This window comes from Roseospira navarrensis, assembly GCF_009601025.1.
Taxonomy (GTDB): domain Bacteria; phylum Pseudomonadota; class Alphaproteobacteria; order Rhodospirillales; family Rhodospirillaceae; genus Rhodospira; species Rhodospira navarrensis.
The window spans coordinates 1-16,025 of record NZ_WIVE01000075.1 but is presented as its reverse complement, the minus strand read 5'-3'; the positions used below and the strand labels follow the sequence as shown (position 1 = coordinate 16,025).

Genomic DNA, 16,025 nt, shown 5'->3' with positions numbered 1-16,025 from the left:
CCCGTGCAATCCTGGCATGCATCGCCGGACTTATCTCGCCCAAACAACCAGCATGCATATCTAACGCAAACTGAGCCTTCAGGAAAATTTTTTGGGTTTCAGTCCGCTCGAGAACGCGGAAGAGGATTCAGCTTTGCGTGTGGATCGCCTTGGTCAAGCCAAAAAATTTGCGCAAAGATCCAGATAGTCCAACACCTTTTGCGAGAACAACACGCAAAAATAGGCACGACCGAACCAACTTTGCCGTAGCTGATTGATATCGCGTGAATTTCAAATTCCACATAGTCCGCCCCATCAACCCACGGACGCTCCGCCACAAAGACTTCTCGCGTCGTCAGGACTCCAGGATGCCGTGCGCAAAACAGAAGGGGCGCGATCCTCTCGCGCCCCTTCAGAACAGACCAGCGTTTCCGGCCCCACGCAGAGGAACGGACACTCAGCGCCGTGGTAGGCGCCGGACAAAGGTCGCAACCCGCTTTCCACCGCTGTCCACTGCGGTTACGGCGACCCGTTCATTCTTGGTCAGGCTGCCCATCCCCATCTCGTCCAGGACGGATTGATCCACCATGATGTCCTTGCCGCCCGTATCGGGCGCCATATAGCCGCGCCCCTTGACGCGGTCATAGTGCTTCATGGTTCCCGTAATTTCGGGCCCGGGAGGTTGCGGGGGGCCGGACGCACGGCGCGGCCGTGACGGCCGTGTCGGCCCGGTGGCAGCCGGGGTCGTGCCTTCCGGTACCAGGGAGGGCAGATCAAGAGAGGCAACAGGGTCCGGCGCATCCGGACCGGCACGGTTCAGACGAATGTCGCGCAGGTACTGGTGTTTCGTGGGCTCTACGGTTTTATAGACATCCACAAACCACCTGTACGTCTCCGCTTCAGCACCCGCCTCGTGCTTCAGGAAAGCCTTCTGCTGGTCGTCCTTGTAGGGAGGATGGACCGGACGCCCGCCGATATGGCAGGGTTCACCGATGCCCAACAAGTGGCCGAGCAGAATATCGTCCATCTGGTCCGCAACGCGGCGCGCCGCACCCGTGGGATCGAGTCGATCATGCGCTTGCCCAGGCTCCCAATGCTCGTGCGTGCGCGAGGGGCCGAAGGGATCATCCGTACGATAGCGGCGCGGTCGGTCGATGACTTCGACCCGCGTAACGTCAATCCGCACACGCCCCAACCCCAGGGCCTTCCCCATGCCAAGCTTGTGCCGGAACGCAGTTGTCGGACGGCAGGCGAACAGCAACAGGTCCAGGCACTCCGGCGGCAGATCGTCGAAGTCCACATGGAAGGTGAAGGTCACGCCCGGTTTTAAGGGTCGGACCATGTTCCGCTGATTGTTGGAGGGATCGTTCGCCGGGGTCCTCGAGACGGCCTGGTCCAAGGCCTTCTTGCCCAGGGGATCCACGGCCGGATGCAGGTACATCTTGCGCCCACGGATCTCGTTTTTCTTTGTTTTTTTATCAGGTTCCTTCTCGTCGATGTCGGCTTTCGGAACGAACCCATGGCGATCCCCTTTCGGCCGGAAGTACAGAGCCGGCGATGGTGGCTTCGGAGAGGCCAGGATTTTGAGGCGGACAGACGGCTCCACGGTCATGAAGGCGTCCCCACCCCGGTCCGTGCGCGCCGCTGTGCAACGGACTCGCCCCTTCAAGGCGACGGTATTCGGATCCTCCTTGGTCTTACCACCCTGCCGGACCTCGACGAACCCGAACATCAATTCGGCCGGAGAGAGCGCCTTCCGGTCCGGGGCTTGCGGCAGTGCGGCCGCAGGGACGTAGTCATGGACGCTGCCCTTGCCCTCACGCCAGATGGAAGAAAAGGAAACGGCAGTCACGGTCGGCTGACCCTCCGCTCCGCCAGCGAGACCGAAGAATACCAAGTCGCCGTCCTTGAGCCGCACGGCGTTCCGAACGTCAGTGGAGCCATCCGCTCGCCGTGTGCCGCAGGGATGGAAGGGCAGCGCATCCATGGGGCCACGGTCCTTGGCGCCGGACTGGGTCTGGGTGCGTTCATCGGCAAGGGCGTGGAAACGGCGGACCACGTCCGCTGGAATCGGCAACCGAGGCGCCCGTTCAAGGTCCTGAGTCAGAGGAACGAACACCTCATGCCAGCGCGTATGCGGCATATCGGCAACGCGCTCAGCATGGTGCATGACCCTGACAACGCCGCGTGTCATCGTTCGGCGCTGCTCATCCGTGGCCTTGTCCTCCGGAACCGGTCGGCGGGGTTGCCCATCCCTGACTTTCTGCCCGATCAGAAACGCCGGAGCCCCCGTTTTTTTGGGCAGCTTGACGTGGGCCCCCTTCGCATCAGAGACGACAGACTGCCCATTCGGATCCAGGGTCAAAGGCACCACATCCATCAGGAAGGTCTTCGGAGCGTCGGCCGAATACGTTCCCTGATCCATCATGAACTGGAAATCGTCATCCGGCTTCGGCGGCGGAGGATTTCGCATCCCAGGGCGGGTCTTCCATTCCAAATGTCCCACGTGGACCTTGTGTGCAGGCTTCCAGCGGTACGCCCGCATCAGGGCGCGGAACGCGGCGGGGATCGGGAAGGAGTGCGAGGCACCACTTGCACCCCTCGTTTCCTTCAAGGTCGGCAGTGTCAGAGGAATCAGGTCCCAGTCGCCATCACCTTTTCCTGAAGTGCCCGGACGGCGCCGCACCATTCCCATGGCTGACAGGGCCTCGCGCGTGTCCTGCCGCACCGACAGCGCCCGATCGTCGAGGACCCGCATCGCTGAGTTGGTCGCGGCCTCGACGAGAGAAGACAGCATTCCCTTCAGGGTGGTGGGTGGGATCGCCGCCTTCCCGTCAAGAAGATAGGGCTGGACGACAGTGCAATCGGTCTTGCCCTTTCCGGCCACCTGCTCGGCGCCGATGACCAGCGGGTCCTCGGTGGTCAGGGTACAGGTGATGCGTCCTGACAGATGACCGTCATGCCAACGGGCGTGGCTCCACGCCCCCCACTCCGCCGCACCCGCGCGATCCTGCCTCAAGGCATCCCGCACGGGCCGCAGATCATGGGTCGGACCCATGGTCGGACCACCATCCAGCACGGGCACGAAGTGATAGGTGTTCAGGAACTCGCTGGGCATCTCAGGCGGCCTCCTCGTTGCAATGGCGGTCACGAAGGGCCGCCACGGCTGCGCGCAAAGGCGCGTCCAGGATACTGTCAGGGAGGTCCGCCCATACGAGCGGGCTCTTCCCGCCGGCGCCATCAAGCGTCGAGGGCCAGGGCAGGGTCCACGTCTCCGGCGGGTCACCCTGCATCCGGACCGTCACCGTGGCCGCGACACCTCCGTAGCCCTTGGTGGACCCATATCCAAAGGTTACGTCACCTTCGGCCAGGTCCCGCAGCAGCAGCACCAAGAGACCGACGTCTTCCGGCCGACACCGCGTCAGGTCCAGGCGCAGGCGCCCCCGAAACGTGGGCCGATCGAAGGCGTCGATGGCGTATTTGGCAGACCCGCTGGCGCCCCCCGTGAAGCGGTCCACGGCAACCAGTTCCTGCGTTGAGGGCGTCGTGTGCCCTTTGACCGGCTCGAACGGGTCCACATCCAGGGCCGCCCGCCAGGACGCGGCCCCGAACAGGCGTTCGGTCGGCAGGGCTGAAGTCATCATGACGGCCGCCGGATCGTCCACACCGGCACGGCCACGCCCTGGCGCATGGTCGAACGGCGTCTCGTCCCCCGTCAGGGTCGCGAAGATCCGTTCGGCCCGGCTGCGCAGCGCCCCCTTGAGCGAGGCGGTGGGCAGAACCGCATGCCCCTTGGCGTCAACCTTGGGCATGATACCGGATGTCACCTCTTTGACCACACGCCCTGGCTCGGAGATCAGAAAGCGATAGTCGAAGGCCAGCGTGACATCGCAGATCAACGCGGACGGCACGCGAGGCCTGTCAAGAAGCTCGTCCGCCTGCGTTTCCAGGTCCGTGCGGGTCTGCGACGGAACCTGCTTGAGCGCCTGCGCCCAGGTGTCGGGCGCTCCGTCGGCGATCCAGGCCCGCACCGTGTCGTCGGTGGCCCAGGAAAGAGCGTCCAGGGTCCATTTGAAACGGCCGAAACCGCGCCCCGTCATGGCCCCCAGGGTCAGCGGCGGAACCGTGTCCTCATCGTTGACGTTGAACGCGTTCAGAAGCGCGAGAGTGCGCGCGACCAGGGCCCATCCGCCATCAGCGCTTTTCTCCGGCACATCCAGGTCCAGCACGACCCTTAACACCGCACCGGGAGCCACCGCTTCCTTGTAGAACAGGTGTCGGTCCAGGGCGGTACCGGACGCGCGGTTGATGCGCACGCCCGTATCCAGATCCGTATGGCGGACGCGGTTGCGGAACGGCGTTTCCGATCCGCCCGCACTCTCTGGCTCAGGGGTTTCAAGGCGGGCGGTCTGGAACTCAAGCCGGCCGCCCACCCCGTCGCCGCCCTTTCCGGGGCCGCACCCGAACAGAACGTCGTTGACGGCGCTGCGCTCCAGATGGGTTTCGGCCCATGCCAGCATCGCGCCCTTGAGGCCGGTGGCCGTCACACAGAGGCGCTCGTCGGCATCCAGCAGAACCGCCTTGGCCTTGGCCTCGGTCACGCTCTGCGGATCATCCTCGCGTCCGTGCTTGAGTTCGGAACGGGCCTCGAACCGACCGGTCCCGATATGCAGGGGCGTCCTGGTCGTCAGGGTTCCCTCGATCCGCCAGCGTCGCACGCGCGCTGCGTTCTGTGTGGTCTCGCTCATGCCTTGTCCCCCTGGTCCACCGACACCGCCACGACACCGTCCTCCGGGCTGGCCACCGGCATGTCCTTTGGCAAGGCGGGGTCCACATGGATGGCGCCGTATCCGTTCTCGGGCACGAAGGGTGTTCCGCGCCACCAGCCGGTATGGTCCTCTCCCAGGCCGTAGTGACCCGCCAGTGCGCGCGTCAACGGAAGGCCCTGGCGTCGCCAAAGACGCAGGCACTTGCGGGCATCGCTCTCCCTGCCGGCAGCGGCCTCCAGGCAGAAAACGGCCCCCTCTTCAGTGATCAGGAACGGCCGGTAGGGAACATTCGCCTGATAGCTGTGGGCCGCATAGGGACCACCCCACAGGCGCTGTCGGGACCACTGTCGGGTCAGGCTGAGGGCGCCGCCGGACACATCCGCCCAGTATGCGGCGCAGGCAGCGTGAAGGGCCGTTCCGTCAGACGTCTCCGACAGTCCCGGCCCCAACATCAGGGCCGGGGTCTGCAGGACCACGGTCCAGGCCGTGTCGGCGTCGGTCACTCTGCGATCCGGCAGATGGTCGTCCAGTGCCCGATCGTTCAACCAAAGCATATCGGCGGATGCCTTGGTCTTGCCCACCCACCACAGGCCGGCCTCGCCCAGCAGACTCTTCAGATCGCCCAGCACCTTGCGGGTTTCGTCCGCATCGGCGTCATTGACACCGATCTCGCCAATCCAGAGGTGCTCGTCGGCCAGAACGTGCTCATAGGCGAACAACTCCGCATTGTTCACCCGGCGTTGCTCGTGGTCGATACTGGTTCGGACGCGCAGGTCCCGGTCCGGCGCCAGCCAGCCGCGCGCCAGGTCGGCGGCCGTCTCGTCGTCTTCCTTCCAATCCGGTGCAAACCGGGGTGCCGCGAAGAACGTTTCACCGCCTTTGGTGATGTCGAAGACAGTCCCGGGCGGACAGGCGCGCAGGTCCTGGAACACACCTTCCCCGGCCGCAGCCAGGGTCAGGGGCAGCGCGACGGGGCGTTGCATGCGGGAATCCGGCCAGTTTTCGGGCCGTTGTCGAGCCACGGGCACGAACGTGCCGACCCGCAGGCGCTCGAAAGCGGCTGACAGATCCGGCCTGTCGGAATCGAAACCTGCCTGAATGCACGCGCTGTCCTTGCCCAGCGCCGCCGTCCACTGTGCCGCGATGGCGCCTTTCAGCGTGGCCCCGGACAGCACCGCGTCGGATTCAAACAAGTTGTTGGAAAGCCGACGGGCCGGGACGCACAAAGGCTGGCGGAACCGCAGCACGACGGTGACCGCCGCAGGGTCCGGGTCCTCAGCGGTCCGGGAGCGAAGGGCCAGGGCCGACGTGTCAATCGACGGCACGCCCTCGCGCGAAGGCCGGGCCCCCTCTCCGACCTCTGCCGAAACCACCCGGCCGAACCCGAGCGTTCGGAGCGCACCGACCTGGGTGTTCCAACGCAACGCCGCCCGAATGGCGGTGCGAACGCGGTCCACGTCCTCGTCCGCCACCGCAGTACGCACTGTCCCCTCGAACGTCACCTTGCTCCCGATGGGGAACGGCGCCTCTACGACTTGCAGCATGCCGCGCCTGACGGCCCCGCTTTTTTCGTCCATGCGGATGCGCACGATCTCATCGGCACCGACGTCCTTGGGATTCGTGCTCTCAGCCGTGACGCAAATGAGATCATCGAACACCACGGCCTTGGCGCGTTCGTGGCGTTTGCGATCCCGAGCACCGAACCAGACGTCCAGTTCTTCCGACGAGACCGGTGACAGGTCGTCCAGTTCGGCCAGGGCCGCCCGAACCCGTCCATGGACCAGCGTACCCGGAAGAACGATCTCGTTGCGAGCATTCCGCAAGGTGGGGCTGTCCAGGCCCGCACGCCCCATTCCGGTGGCATGGACGAGCACCGGCGCCTCGACGGTCAGCACGATCGGAAGAGTATGAGAGCGGATCTTGGTCTGCGGGGTGGTCATGACCGGCCCTCCCCGTTGCGCCGGGGGGCAACGTAATCCCAGAGCTGTTCGATGTGGTACCAAGCAATCACCCTGTTGGCTTCAGCCCTATCCCGCTCCTTCTGCTCGGACATCTTATCTGCCTCTTCGCCGACGTCTTCGTTCTGGTCCTTCTTTTCGGGCGCAGGGGGATACCCGGTTTCCAGTGCGTCCAGAAGCGGTGTCAGCGTCTCCTTTTCAAACGTCCCGTCGAGTTCCATGTCTGCTCTCGCGGCCTTCGCAGCCTCCAGAGACCCGGCCACGAACAGAGCCCGCACCAGTCGCTTCAGTTGCCGCTGCGGCAGGCCGCGTTCCGACCGCAGGGCCTCCATGTGCTTCGTCAGGGCCGCCGCACCCTCTCGCGTCAGGATCATACGGCGAGGGTCGGCGCCCAGGGGCCTGCACAACTCCTCCAGCCGCGCCCCGGGATCACCGCCGATGTGGTCGAAGGATTCCAGCGTCTGGCAGGCCAGACTGGAGCACTCCCGCCCCACGGCCTTCTTGGCGTGATCGGCGATCGCCCGCGCGAGGCCGACGACCCGGTGGATCGGAGCCTTATGGTTGCAGAACATGAGGCCCAGGGCGTGGTGGAGCTTGACCGCCTCCTCCTTTGGGCCCTTCTTGACCTCCCAGGTGGCGCTGTGATCCAGGAACTTCTGGGCCACCTCCCAGCCCTTCCAGGCCGGCATGACCAGGATGATTTCGTCCCCGCCCCACAGCAGCGTTTCCAGGCGGATGCGGCTCTGAATGTTGGCGGCCCGAGCATCCATCTCGTCCTGGTCTTCGCGGGTCGCGTCTTCGGGCGCGTCACGATCGGTTCTGAACCACCAGACGGGATCGTCCGACCCAGCATCCAGCACATCAGCCAGAACGGACCGGAGGAACCGCGCCCGATACCTCTTCACGGTGCGATCAAACCCGCGCAAAGCCTTAATGGCCTTCGCGTCAGCCTCTTCACCGGACAGCCCTGTCGTGGCCCTCGCGTCAGCCTCCGCACCAGAGGGCCCGTCGGTGGCCGCCCGCACGATGCCGTTCTGGATCTTGGAGAAGCTGTTCCCGTCCAGATAAAGAACCGCCATCTTGTTGGCGAGCGGACCCCAGTTGTCGCGGCTGGCGGCGATCTGCTTGAAGTGCAGGGCGAATTCCGCCTGATCGAGCTTCGGCAACGGCCCCTCGCCGCCCGGAATGTCCCGCTTCAGGACCTCCGCATAAAACCGCTTCTTTTTCGCGACCCCATGCGAGCGGCGCCAGCGGGTGCTCGGACTGAGCGCGTAGTCGCTTCCCTTCATCAGGCGAGGCGGGCCCGCCGCCGGACGCACCTGATCGAGGCCGCAGACCGCGACGGCTTCGCGTCCATAGCGCAGGCGCTCGCCCTCCGGCACCGTCGGCACCGCCAGCGACGGCGCCATCAACTGGGCGAAGCGGATGCGGGCACTCAGGCATTCCCTGTCCAGAAGGAACGTGCCCGGCTTGGCGGTCAGACATTCCACCAGGATCGTGGCGTGGGGATATTTCATCGCCACGTGGGCGCGGATTTCCTGCACGAGGTCCTCGACCGTGCCCCGATCCCCCCGGTACAGGAACAGCCCGACCGAAGCCCCGGTAGAGATGACTTCGCCGTTCCCGTCCTTGTCCTCCTCAAAGAATTTCTTCTGAATGTCGTAGATCGCATCCAGCAGAAGAAGGCCGCCACCACGAATGGTGCTCAGGTCCTCGGTATCCAGGACGAACGGATTCATGTTGACCCCTTCGACCTGAATGTAATGCGTCTCGCTCACCCCTCTGCCCCCGAACTGTCGTCGCGCCCCTCGATCGCGGCGCTGTCTGCAGGGCGCGGCATGGATGCGTCCTGCGCGATACCGGCACAGCCTAAGCAGGTCCCAACGGCGTCGCCAAGCAAATTCACGCAAACGTTTTGATTGACACTGCGCGCAGCCTTGCTCCAAGCGAACCACACCGATTCCGCCGATTTGTGAGAGCGCCGCGCCATGCTTGACACCCCCCCGACGCTGCTGGACCAGTCATTGGCCGACCCGGACCGGACCGTGGATGCTTCCAGTCTGCTTGAGGTCTGGCATCAGGCGGACATCCGGTTCGACTGCGAGCGGCCAACAGGCCTTGACGAGCCGTGGCGACTGCCCCATCGCATTCGCGGCGCCGTCGGCCATCAGCTGCGTGGCTCAGCCTCGCCGGCCGCCAGAAACGGGCGGCCATGCCCCTGGACGCCGCCCTGCGCTCACGACCTGCTGTACCGGACTCGCACCGTCCCGGACCTCCGCCAGCCCCTGGCCACCCCCTGGGTGATCGCGGCTGAGGCGCCGGACGACACGACAGTGACCGTGACCAACTCGCTGTTCGGCTGGGCGGTGGACTGGATCGGCGAAGTGGCGGAAGCGGCCACCCAGGCGCTCAACGGACACGCGCCCACCCCGGCCGCCCATCGGCTGCGGCTGCCGGTGCGATCGCGCGCCATCACAGTCCTTGAAGGGATCCCGGATCCGACCGCCTGGCCGGACGACGCCCCGGCCGTCCTGGATTTCCGGACGCCGGTCCTGTTCCGGGACGGGGACCGCCCGCATGCCACACTGGCGGACCTGCCGTTGCGCCTGGCGGATCGGCTGGAAGCGCTCGCCCCCTGGATGGGGGTGCGCCTGCGGGTCAAGGCCGCCGCCCTGCAGGCCCTGGCCGAGACCCTGCCCCGGGACGAGAGCGGACTGAGACCGTTCGCCGGCATGCGCCGGAGCCACCCGCAGGGTCGTCGAGTCCCGGTGGAAGGCCGTGTCGGCCCGCTCCTCCTCGGCGCGCCGCCGCCGATGCTCGTGCCATATCTGGTGCTGGGCCAGTGGACTCACGTGGGCAGCCGCGCTGGCCTGGGCCAGGGCCGATATTCGCTGCGGCCGCTGCCCCGCTGAATCTCTCCGACAGACAGACACCGACCAACGCCTTTGCGGTGCAGCGAAGGCGCTGGTCGGCGCGTGGCCAGAGGGCCGCCGCGTGTCGGGGTGTTTCAGTCCGCTCGAGACCGCGGAAGAGGTGGTTTTTGAGGGCCCTGGCCTGTCGGGCCAGGACCAAGGGACGCCGCTGCGCGGCGTCGACCCGGTCGGGTCGGCCAGGACCGGCTGCGCCGGCCCTGGAGTCCGCTTGTAAAGAAGATCGTCTATTGGGGCTGGGGAAGTAGCCTCAGCCAAGATGGCATGTGCCCTGTCAGGTTTCGCTAGTGTTTCAGTCCGCTCGAGAACGCGGAAGAGGCCTCAGCACCAAATGACACTCACGACAACACTCGACGAAAGTTTCAGTCCGCTCGAGAACGCGGAAGAGGCCGCAGCGCAACGGCCTCGCCGGGGCGGAGGTCGTCGTTTCAGTCCGCTCGAGAACGCGGAAGAGGCCGCAGCTTAGCCGCTGCAACCGTCTCGTCAAGCAGAAAATTCCACCCGCCGTTCCAGATGGTCCAGCATTTTTTGCGTGCATTGTCGCCATCTGCGGCAGAATCATGACCGTTGGTGGGGATTCGCCCGAATTTTCAATGCCCTCAGGATTCCACATGGTCCGCCCCGCTCTCTCTTTGCGTTTACTCTCCGCGCCCTTCGCGCGGTTTTGCTAGACGATCAGATATCCCTCACGCGGCAGCAAGGGGGCGGGCCCCACGCTGTGGCTGCGTTTCAGGCCGTCGCCGGAAACGGCGTAGACCCGCAGGCTGTCACCATCGTGCAGGTGCTCCCGCGCGGCCCGGAAAACACGCGCGGCCTGGGGCGCGGTCATCCAGGCTTCGAACACGCTGTCCTGGACGCGCACGGCCACGTCTTCCAGGGTGCGGGCGACACGGCGGCGGGCCTTGTCGTCCACCACGTCATAGCAGAACACGGTCAGCATGGTCGTGGAGGTCATGGGCCGCGCCTTTCATCCGGTCAGTTCTTCAGGGCATAGGGCACGTAGTCGCCGGCGCCCTCCACATGGCGGGCGAACAGGTTGACCTGATCGCGGATCAGGCCGCGCCACGCCACCTGGTGCCCGCTCGCCGGGCTGACGACCGGCCGGTCCAGCCACGTCTCGTAGCGGACGATGAGCGTGCGGCGGGTCTGCTGCGACATCGCGCAGGCGCCGTCCTCGCCGGTGGAAAAACCCTCCGCCGCCAGCACGCGGTTGTTGACGAGATAGACCGCCAGCCCCTCGACCAACGGCGCGCGGAACTCCTCGACCAGATCGGACGCCAGCCCCAGCGTGCCGTCGCGCGTGCCGTGCAGCACCCCGAACCCAGGGTGCAGGCCGCGCCGGGCGATCAGCACCGCGACGTCGCGGTACAGCAGCGCCGCCAGATACGACAGCACGGCGTTGAACGGATCCGGCGGTGGCCGCCTGCGCCGGAACCGGAAGTCCCAGGGCCCCCGCAGCAGTGCGCCCCGGGCGGGGTAGTAGCGGGCCGCCGCCTCGCCCTCGATGCCCATCAGCGCGGCCTCGTCCTGCGCCCCGGGCAGCTTGCGCAGGGACCGCCCGAGCGCGCGGCACGTGTCGGCCACCAGGGGGACATGTCGGCCGCGATCGAGGCGCCGCAGCAGGGAACGCTGGTTGAACACCCGCCCCCGCGCCAGGATGCGGGCCGCCTCCAGGCGCCGGACCGGATCCAGCACCAGCGCCGCCTGGGCCAGATGCAGACCCGCGCGGGCGGACAGCGGCCCCTCGACCGTGGCGTCAACCGCGCCGTCGCCCCCGACCAGAGACACCGGCACGCCACGCGCGGCGCACAGGCGTAGCGCATCCTCCGTCACCTGCGTGCCGGGATGCAGCTCCACGCGGTCGATGTCATGCAGCGCGGCCGCCAGGGCCGTCCGCCCCTCCACCGCCACCGCCAGACCGCTGCTGGTGGCGCGCAGTTGCGCGCCCGGTTCCACCACGTACAGCGGCCGCGCCACCGGGGCGGGCGGCGTGCGGGGCGGACTGTCCGGTCCGGTGGTGGGGTCGACCGCGGCCGCGTCGTCCTCTGTCGCCGCCGGGTCCGTGCGGCCGGTGATGGCCGGACTGTCCGGGGGCAGGCCCTCGGCGTCGTCCCACATCTCCTCGATCACCAGCGAGCGCACGAACAGCCGGCCCAGGAAGCGGAACCCCTTTTCGAACGACACCACCCGCGTTTTCGCCATGTTCAGCCGCAGGCCCATGGGCCCCAGCAGGCCCGCCACGCGCGCCAGGGTCTTTTCGGCGGTCTCTTCCGACCGGCAGAGGACCACGAAGTCGTCGGCGAATCGCACCAGACGAACGCCGTGCCCGTCCAGCCGCTCGTCCAGCTCGTCCAGATACAGGTTGCTGAGCACCGGCGAGACCGGAGAGCCCTGCGGCAGGCCCTTGCCGCCGGGGGCCAGCACCTCCAGCCACAGCCCGATCAGGTCCACCAGGCGTTGGTCCGGCACATGGCGGTCCAGCTTGGTCATCAGCGGGTCGTGCGGCACCTCATCGAAGAAGCGCTCAATATCGCCCTCGACCGTCCAGCGGTACCCGTGGCGGCGCAGGCTGGCGACGCGAGCCACCGCCCGCTGGACCGACCGGCCGGGGCGATAGGCGAAACTGGCGTCCTCGAACTCCCGATCCAGATGGCGGGTCAGCCACAGCCCGACCGAGGTCTGGGCGACCCGGTCCCGGACACAGGGAATGGTCAGACGGCGCAGCCCGCCGGCCGGTTTGGGAATGTCCACATGCCGCACCGGACCGGGGGCGTACACACCGCGCCGCAGGTCATCCGACAGGGTGGCCAGCCGCCCGCGCACCCCGCCCTGAAAGATGGGCACGGTCATGCCGTCGCCACCCGGACCGCCGCCGTTCGCCTTGACCTTTTCCCAGGCCTCGGCCAGAACCGGAACAGACGTCAGGGTCTCGAACACATCCATGGGCACATCCATGGGCACACGTCCTGGCGGAAACCGCGCTTTTCGCACATCCCTAGGGAGATGGGGCGGACCATGTGGAATTTTTCGGGGCTTGAGACTACACGCTTTTTTGCCGCGAGCGAACGGAAATCGCAATCAGGGCGGCATGTGCTCGTAAAGGATGTCGAACCATCTGGACCGGCTGGAAAAAATTTTGGCTTGACGAAAGGGTTGCAGCAGGTAAGCTGAGGCCTCTTCCGCGTTCTCGAGCGGACTGAAACCAGCCTCCTTCGGCGATGTGTCTAGTGGTTTAGCTGAGGCCTCTTCCGCGTTCTCGAGCGGACTGAAACGAAGGGGAGAAGGCCCAGCGCCGCCTGAATCTGCTGAGGCCTCTTCCGCGTTCTCGAGCGGACTGAAACCGTAGGTGTCCAAGTTCGGGTTTTTGGCGCGGCTGAGGCCTCTTCCGCGTTCTCGAGCGGACTGAAACGCGGGAGGGAGGAATCCTCCTCTAGGCCGAGGCTGAGGCCTCTTCCGCGTTCTCGAGCGGACTGAAACGCATCGCCCCCACACGTGTTCGACTGGTCGAGCTGAGGCCTCTTCCGCGTTCTCGAGCGGACTGAAACATTGGCCGCCCGGCATCCCCTTTATGTGAAAGAGCTGAGGCCTCTTCCGCGTTCTCGAGCGGACTGAAACGGCGTCCCAATCCCGGCTGCCCTCGCCGTCGCTGAGGCCTCTTCCGCGTTCTCGAGCGGACTGAAACCCCGCGTGTTTAGCGGGCTCCCTAAGTTTTCGGCTGAGGCCTCTTCCGCGTTCTCGAGCGGACTGAAACCGAGCCGATCGCCGTGCCGGAGATGTCGGAGCTGAGGCCTCTTCCGCGTTCTCGAGCGGACGATCGGCGCTCGCTGGAACACGGGGGCTCCAGGACCGGCCCAGCCGGTCCTGGCCGACCCGACCGGGTCGGCGCCGCGCAGCGGCGTCCCTTGGCCCTGGCCTCGCAGGCCAGGGCCCCACAAAACCTTCCTCTTCCGCGGTCTCGAGCGGACTGAACACGGCCGCGCTGTCGGGACTTGCCCGGGCAGGGCATCTGCCGCCATGATGGCTCGCACAGGCCACACGCCCTTCATGCGAGACTTCCATGCCCGACACGCTGTCCGGCCCCGACGCGGCCGTCACCCCCACCATCGACACGCTTCTGGCCCGACGGGGCGCGCGCCGGTTCGGCACCCCCGGCAATGTCGACCGGGCCGAAACCCGGCGGGCCCTGTCCCTGCGGCTCTGGAAATCCTGGGGTCTGTTCTTCCCCCTGCGTCGGCACCTGGACGACCAGCGCCCCACGGACCCCCGCCTGCGCGGCTCCCGGCCGTTTCGCCCGCGCGGCGACGCGCAAAGGCGCTTGGTCGAGCACCTGCGCAACACCGGCTACATCGAGGAACAGGACCCCGGCTTCTGGCGCATGGTCGCGGACCCCGACCGGCAGACCTACCTGTCCGGCGGCTGGCTGGAAGAACTGGGGTTGCTGGCAGTGCGGGCGGCCGGCGCCGACGAGGCGGTGTTCGCCCAGCGCATCGAATGGACCGTGGGAAACCACGTCGGTTTCAACGAGATCGACGTGCTGGCCCGCAAGGGCGACGTGCTCTCGGTGATGTCCTGCAAGACGGCCGACCCGGTCTATCGCCCCGACCGGGAGCACCAGCGGGAGCAGTTCCGCCACTTCCTGCTGGAGGCGGACTACTGGGACCAGCACTTCGCCGCGGGCGAGGGCCGGGCCGTGCTGCTGGTCAGCACCGACCTGTTTGACGAGCGCGCCCACGCTTGGCGCTGCCCCACTTTGGCGGCCCGGGCCCGCGTGCTGGACACGGACCTGATCGGCACCGATCACGACCGCTGGGAAGACTTGGTCGCCGCGTTGCGGGCTCATTGGGACGAGGTGCCCGCGACCGTCGGCGCCTGAGGGCCGCGCCGGGGCCGTCGGCGGCTACTGCACCAGCGGCACACCCCGGCTGTCGCGCATATTGAAGACCAGATCGTGGAAAGAGCCGGTCACATGGTCGCGCCACAGGTCCCACAGGAACCGGTGTGCGCCCGGCGGCGCGGCCGGGTCCTGGAAGGGTTCGCGCGGCAGCACGTCCTTGCCGGTGACCGGGTCCAGGAACGTCCACACCTGCTGCCAGCCGGTCCCCTGCCACTCCATGGCATAGGCGCTCGGGACGGTTTCGATCTCAGTGACCGCGCCGTCCCGGATCGCCGCCCGGGTCGTCTGCCCGACCAGCACCCGGTAGCGCCGCCCGGCGAAAGACACCTCCGTGGCGGCCCCGAAGACCTCGAACAGGCCGCCGTCCCCACGCTCACGCTGGAAGAAAACGGTGTAGTCCGGGGGGCGGATGAGGGCATGGCCGTCCAGCCCGCGCCCGCAGGCCTCGCGGAATACCATGGGGTCGGACAGGGGGCCGAAGACGTCGGCTGTACTCAGCGTCCGGGCCGGATCCTTGCGGCAGACATCCAACAGCATGGAAACGAGCCGGTTGGCGTCGGTCCGCACCTGGCCGGCCCGATCGGCCAGGGCCGGTGCCGGCGCCACAGCGCTAAGCAGCAGCCCCGCCGTGAGCAGCATGGCAGGCGATCGGGCCACGCGAGGCCGAACGGCGCCGCGTGGCCCCATCAGCGACTGAACCGGCAGCAGGGACAGACGCGTCCCGCGCCGGGACACGGCCGCCACCTTTAACCTCGCGGGAACACGATCACGCACGTCGGGTCTCCCTCCTGATCAGACGTGATCCGGTCCGCTTCCCGCCCTGTCGGGCTGGGAGCGGCACCAAACGAACCACCCCTGTTTGTAGAGACGAAGACCTTCCCCCGCAAGCGTGCCCCCCTGACTCCTCTCCCACCGTCGTCGGAGGAGGTCCGGCCCGCTCATACGGGCCGGCCCCGCCCCCATCCCTATCGGGGCTCGGACGTCGCGGGCGGCGTTCAAGCATCCCTTTCATTGGACGGAAGACGCCGCTCCCGGACCCACGTCTTCCACCGCTCGAACGCCTCCCGCTCCAGGTACCGGCGTTTCCGAATATAGGTCCAAGCCGGGAAGTGGAGATCAGGGTCCCGGCTGATGCGCTCCACCGTAGACCTGCTGCGCCCCAACTCATCACCCACCTGACGCGGCGTAATGAACTGGATAGCACACCGACTCGTATTCTTGTTCAACATATTCACATTCCCTTTCATGCTGGGCACAGATTATGGACAAGGAACAGCAACGACGCTGCTTCCCTTAAGATGGCAGTGGGTCACCCTGACTGCTGCCCCCTGTGAATATTGTACCCCGCGATTCATGCGACCGCCGACGCCATTTTTTTGTCGCCTCAAATTTTTTTCTGAGACAAATTTTTTTTATTTAAGGCTTATCCCTTTGAGTCCGGGACCACATCATGTGGTGACAGGTGGCCTGAAACGGCGTAGAACATAACGTGAAC

The 16,025-nt window shown here is 66.5% G+C and carries 9 protein-coding genes and 1 CRISPR repeat array; of the genes, 2 read left to right on the top strand and 7 right to left on the bottom strand.

The features are described 5' to 3' along the window. Window positions 1–436 precede the first annotated feature (436 nt). From GHC57_RS16780 to GHC57_RS16765, 4 genes are read right to left on the bottom strand one after another with little or no spacing between them, the layout of a single operon-like run. On the bottom strand, window positions 437–3,097 hold the full coding sequence (locus GHC57_RS16780; protein ID WP_153346365.1) for a TIGR03986 family type III CRISPR-associated RAMP protein: 2,661 nt from the start codon (window positions 3,095–3,097) through the stop codon (window positions 437–439). A 1-nt stretch (window position 3,098) separates the two neighbouring features. After that, complete coding sequence (locus GHC57_RS16775; protein ID WP_153346363.1) at window positions 3,099–4,727, bottom strand: RAMP superfamily CRISPR-associated protein; 1,629 nt, start codon at window positions 4,725–4,727, stop codon at window positions 3,099–3,101. Continuing rightward, window positions 4,724–6,688 (bottom strand): RAMP superfamily CRISPR-associated protein, encoded by a 1,965-nt coding sequence (locus tag GHC57_RS16770; protein WP_153346361.1) that lies wholly within the window; start codon window positions 6,686–6,688, stop codon window positions 4,724–4,726. Before GHC57_RS16770 ends, GHC57_RS16775 begins: the two co-directional genes overlap by 4 nt. After that, window positions 6,685–8,484 carry a hypothetical protein gene (locus tag GHC57_RS16765; RefSeq protein ID WP_343031201.1) on the bottom strand — a complete coding sequence of 600 codons (1,800 nt, stop codon included), beginning with the start codon at window positions 8,482–8,484 and terminating at the stop codon, window positions 6,685–6,687. Before GHC57_RS16765 ends, GHC57_RS16770 begins: the two co-directional genes overlap by 4 nt. A gap of 210 nt (window positions 8,485–8,694) precedes the next feature. Here GHC57_RS16765 and cas6 point away from each other — a divergent pair, with 210 nt between their 5' ends. Continuing rightward, complete coding sequence (cas6, locus tag GHC57_RS16760) at window positions 8,695–9,618, top strand: CRISPR system precrRNA processing endoribonuclease RAMP protein Cas6 (protein WP_153346359.1); 924 nt, start codon at window positions 8,695–8,697, stop codon at window positions 9,616–9,618. A 685-nt stretch (window positions 9,619–10,303) separates the two neighbouring features. Here cas6 and cas2 read toward each other — a convergent pair. Together cas2 and cas1 are read right to left on the bottom strand one after the other, a co-directional pair. Further along, the gene (gene cas2, locus GHC57_RS16755; protein ID WP_153346357.1) at window positions 10,304–10,591 is read right to left on the bottom strand and encodes a CRISPR-associated endonuclease Cas2; all 288 of its coding nucleotides are present in this window, start codon (window positions 10,589–10,591) and stop codon (window positions 10,304–10,306) included. 20 nt (window positions 10,592–10,611) lie between these two features. Beyond that, entirely contained in the window at window positions 10,612–12,591 is a 1,980-nt protein-coding gene (gene cas1, locus GHC57_RS16750; RefSeq protein WP_153346355.1) for a CRISPR-associated endonuclease Cas1, read from the bottom strand. 211 nt (window positions 12,592–12,802) lie between these two features. Further along, window positions 12,803–13,454: direct repeats of the CRISPR family, unit length 37 nt; unit sequence GCTGAGGCCTCTTCCGCGTTCTCGAGCGGACTGAAAC. A gap of 239 nt (window positions 13,455–13,693) precedes the next feature. Between cas1 and GHC57_RS16745 the strand changes: the two genes are divergently transcribed. Then, window positions 13,694–14,509, top strand: coding sequence for a hypothetical protein (locus GHC57_RS16745; RefSeq protein ID WP_153346353.1), 816 nt, complete (start codon window positions 13,694–13,696; stop codon window positions 14,507–14,509). 24 nt (window positions 14,510–14,533) lie between these two features. On the opposite strand, the gene GHC57_RS16740 is transcribed toward GHC57_RS16745, so the two are convergent. Beyond that, window positions 14,534–15,169 carry a hypothetical protein gene (locus GHC57_RS16740; protein WP_153346351.1) on the bottom strand — a complete coding sequence of 212 codons (636 nt, stop codon included), beginning with the start codon at window positions 15,167–15,169 and terminating at the stop codon, window positions 14,534–14,536. Between the last annotated feature and the right edge of the window lie 856 nt (window positions 15,170–16,025).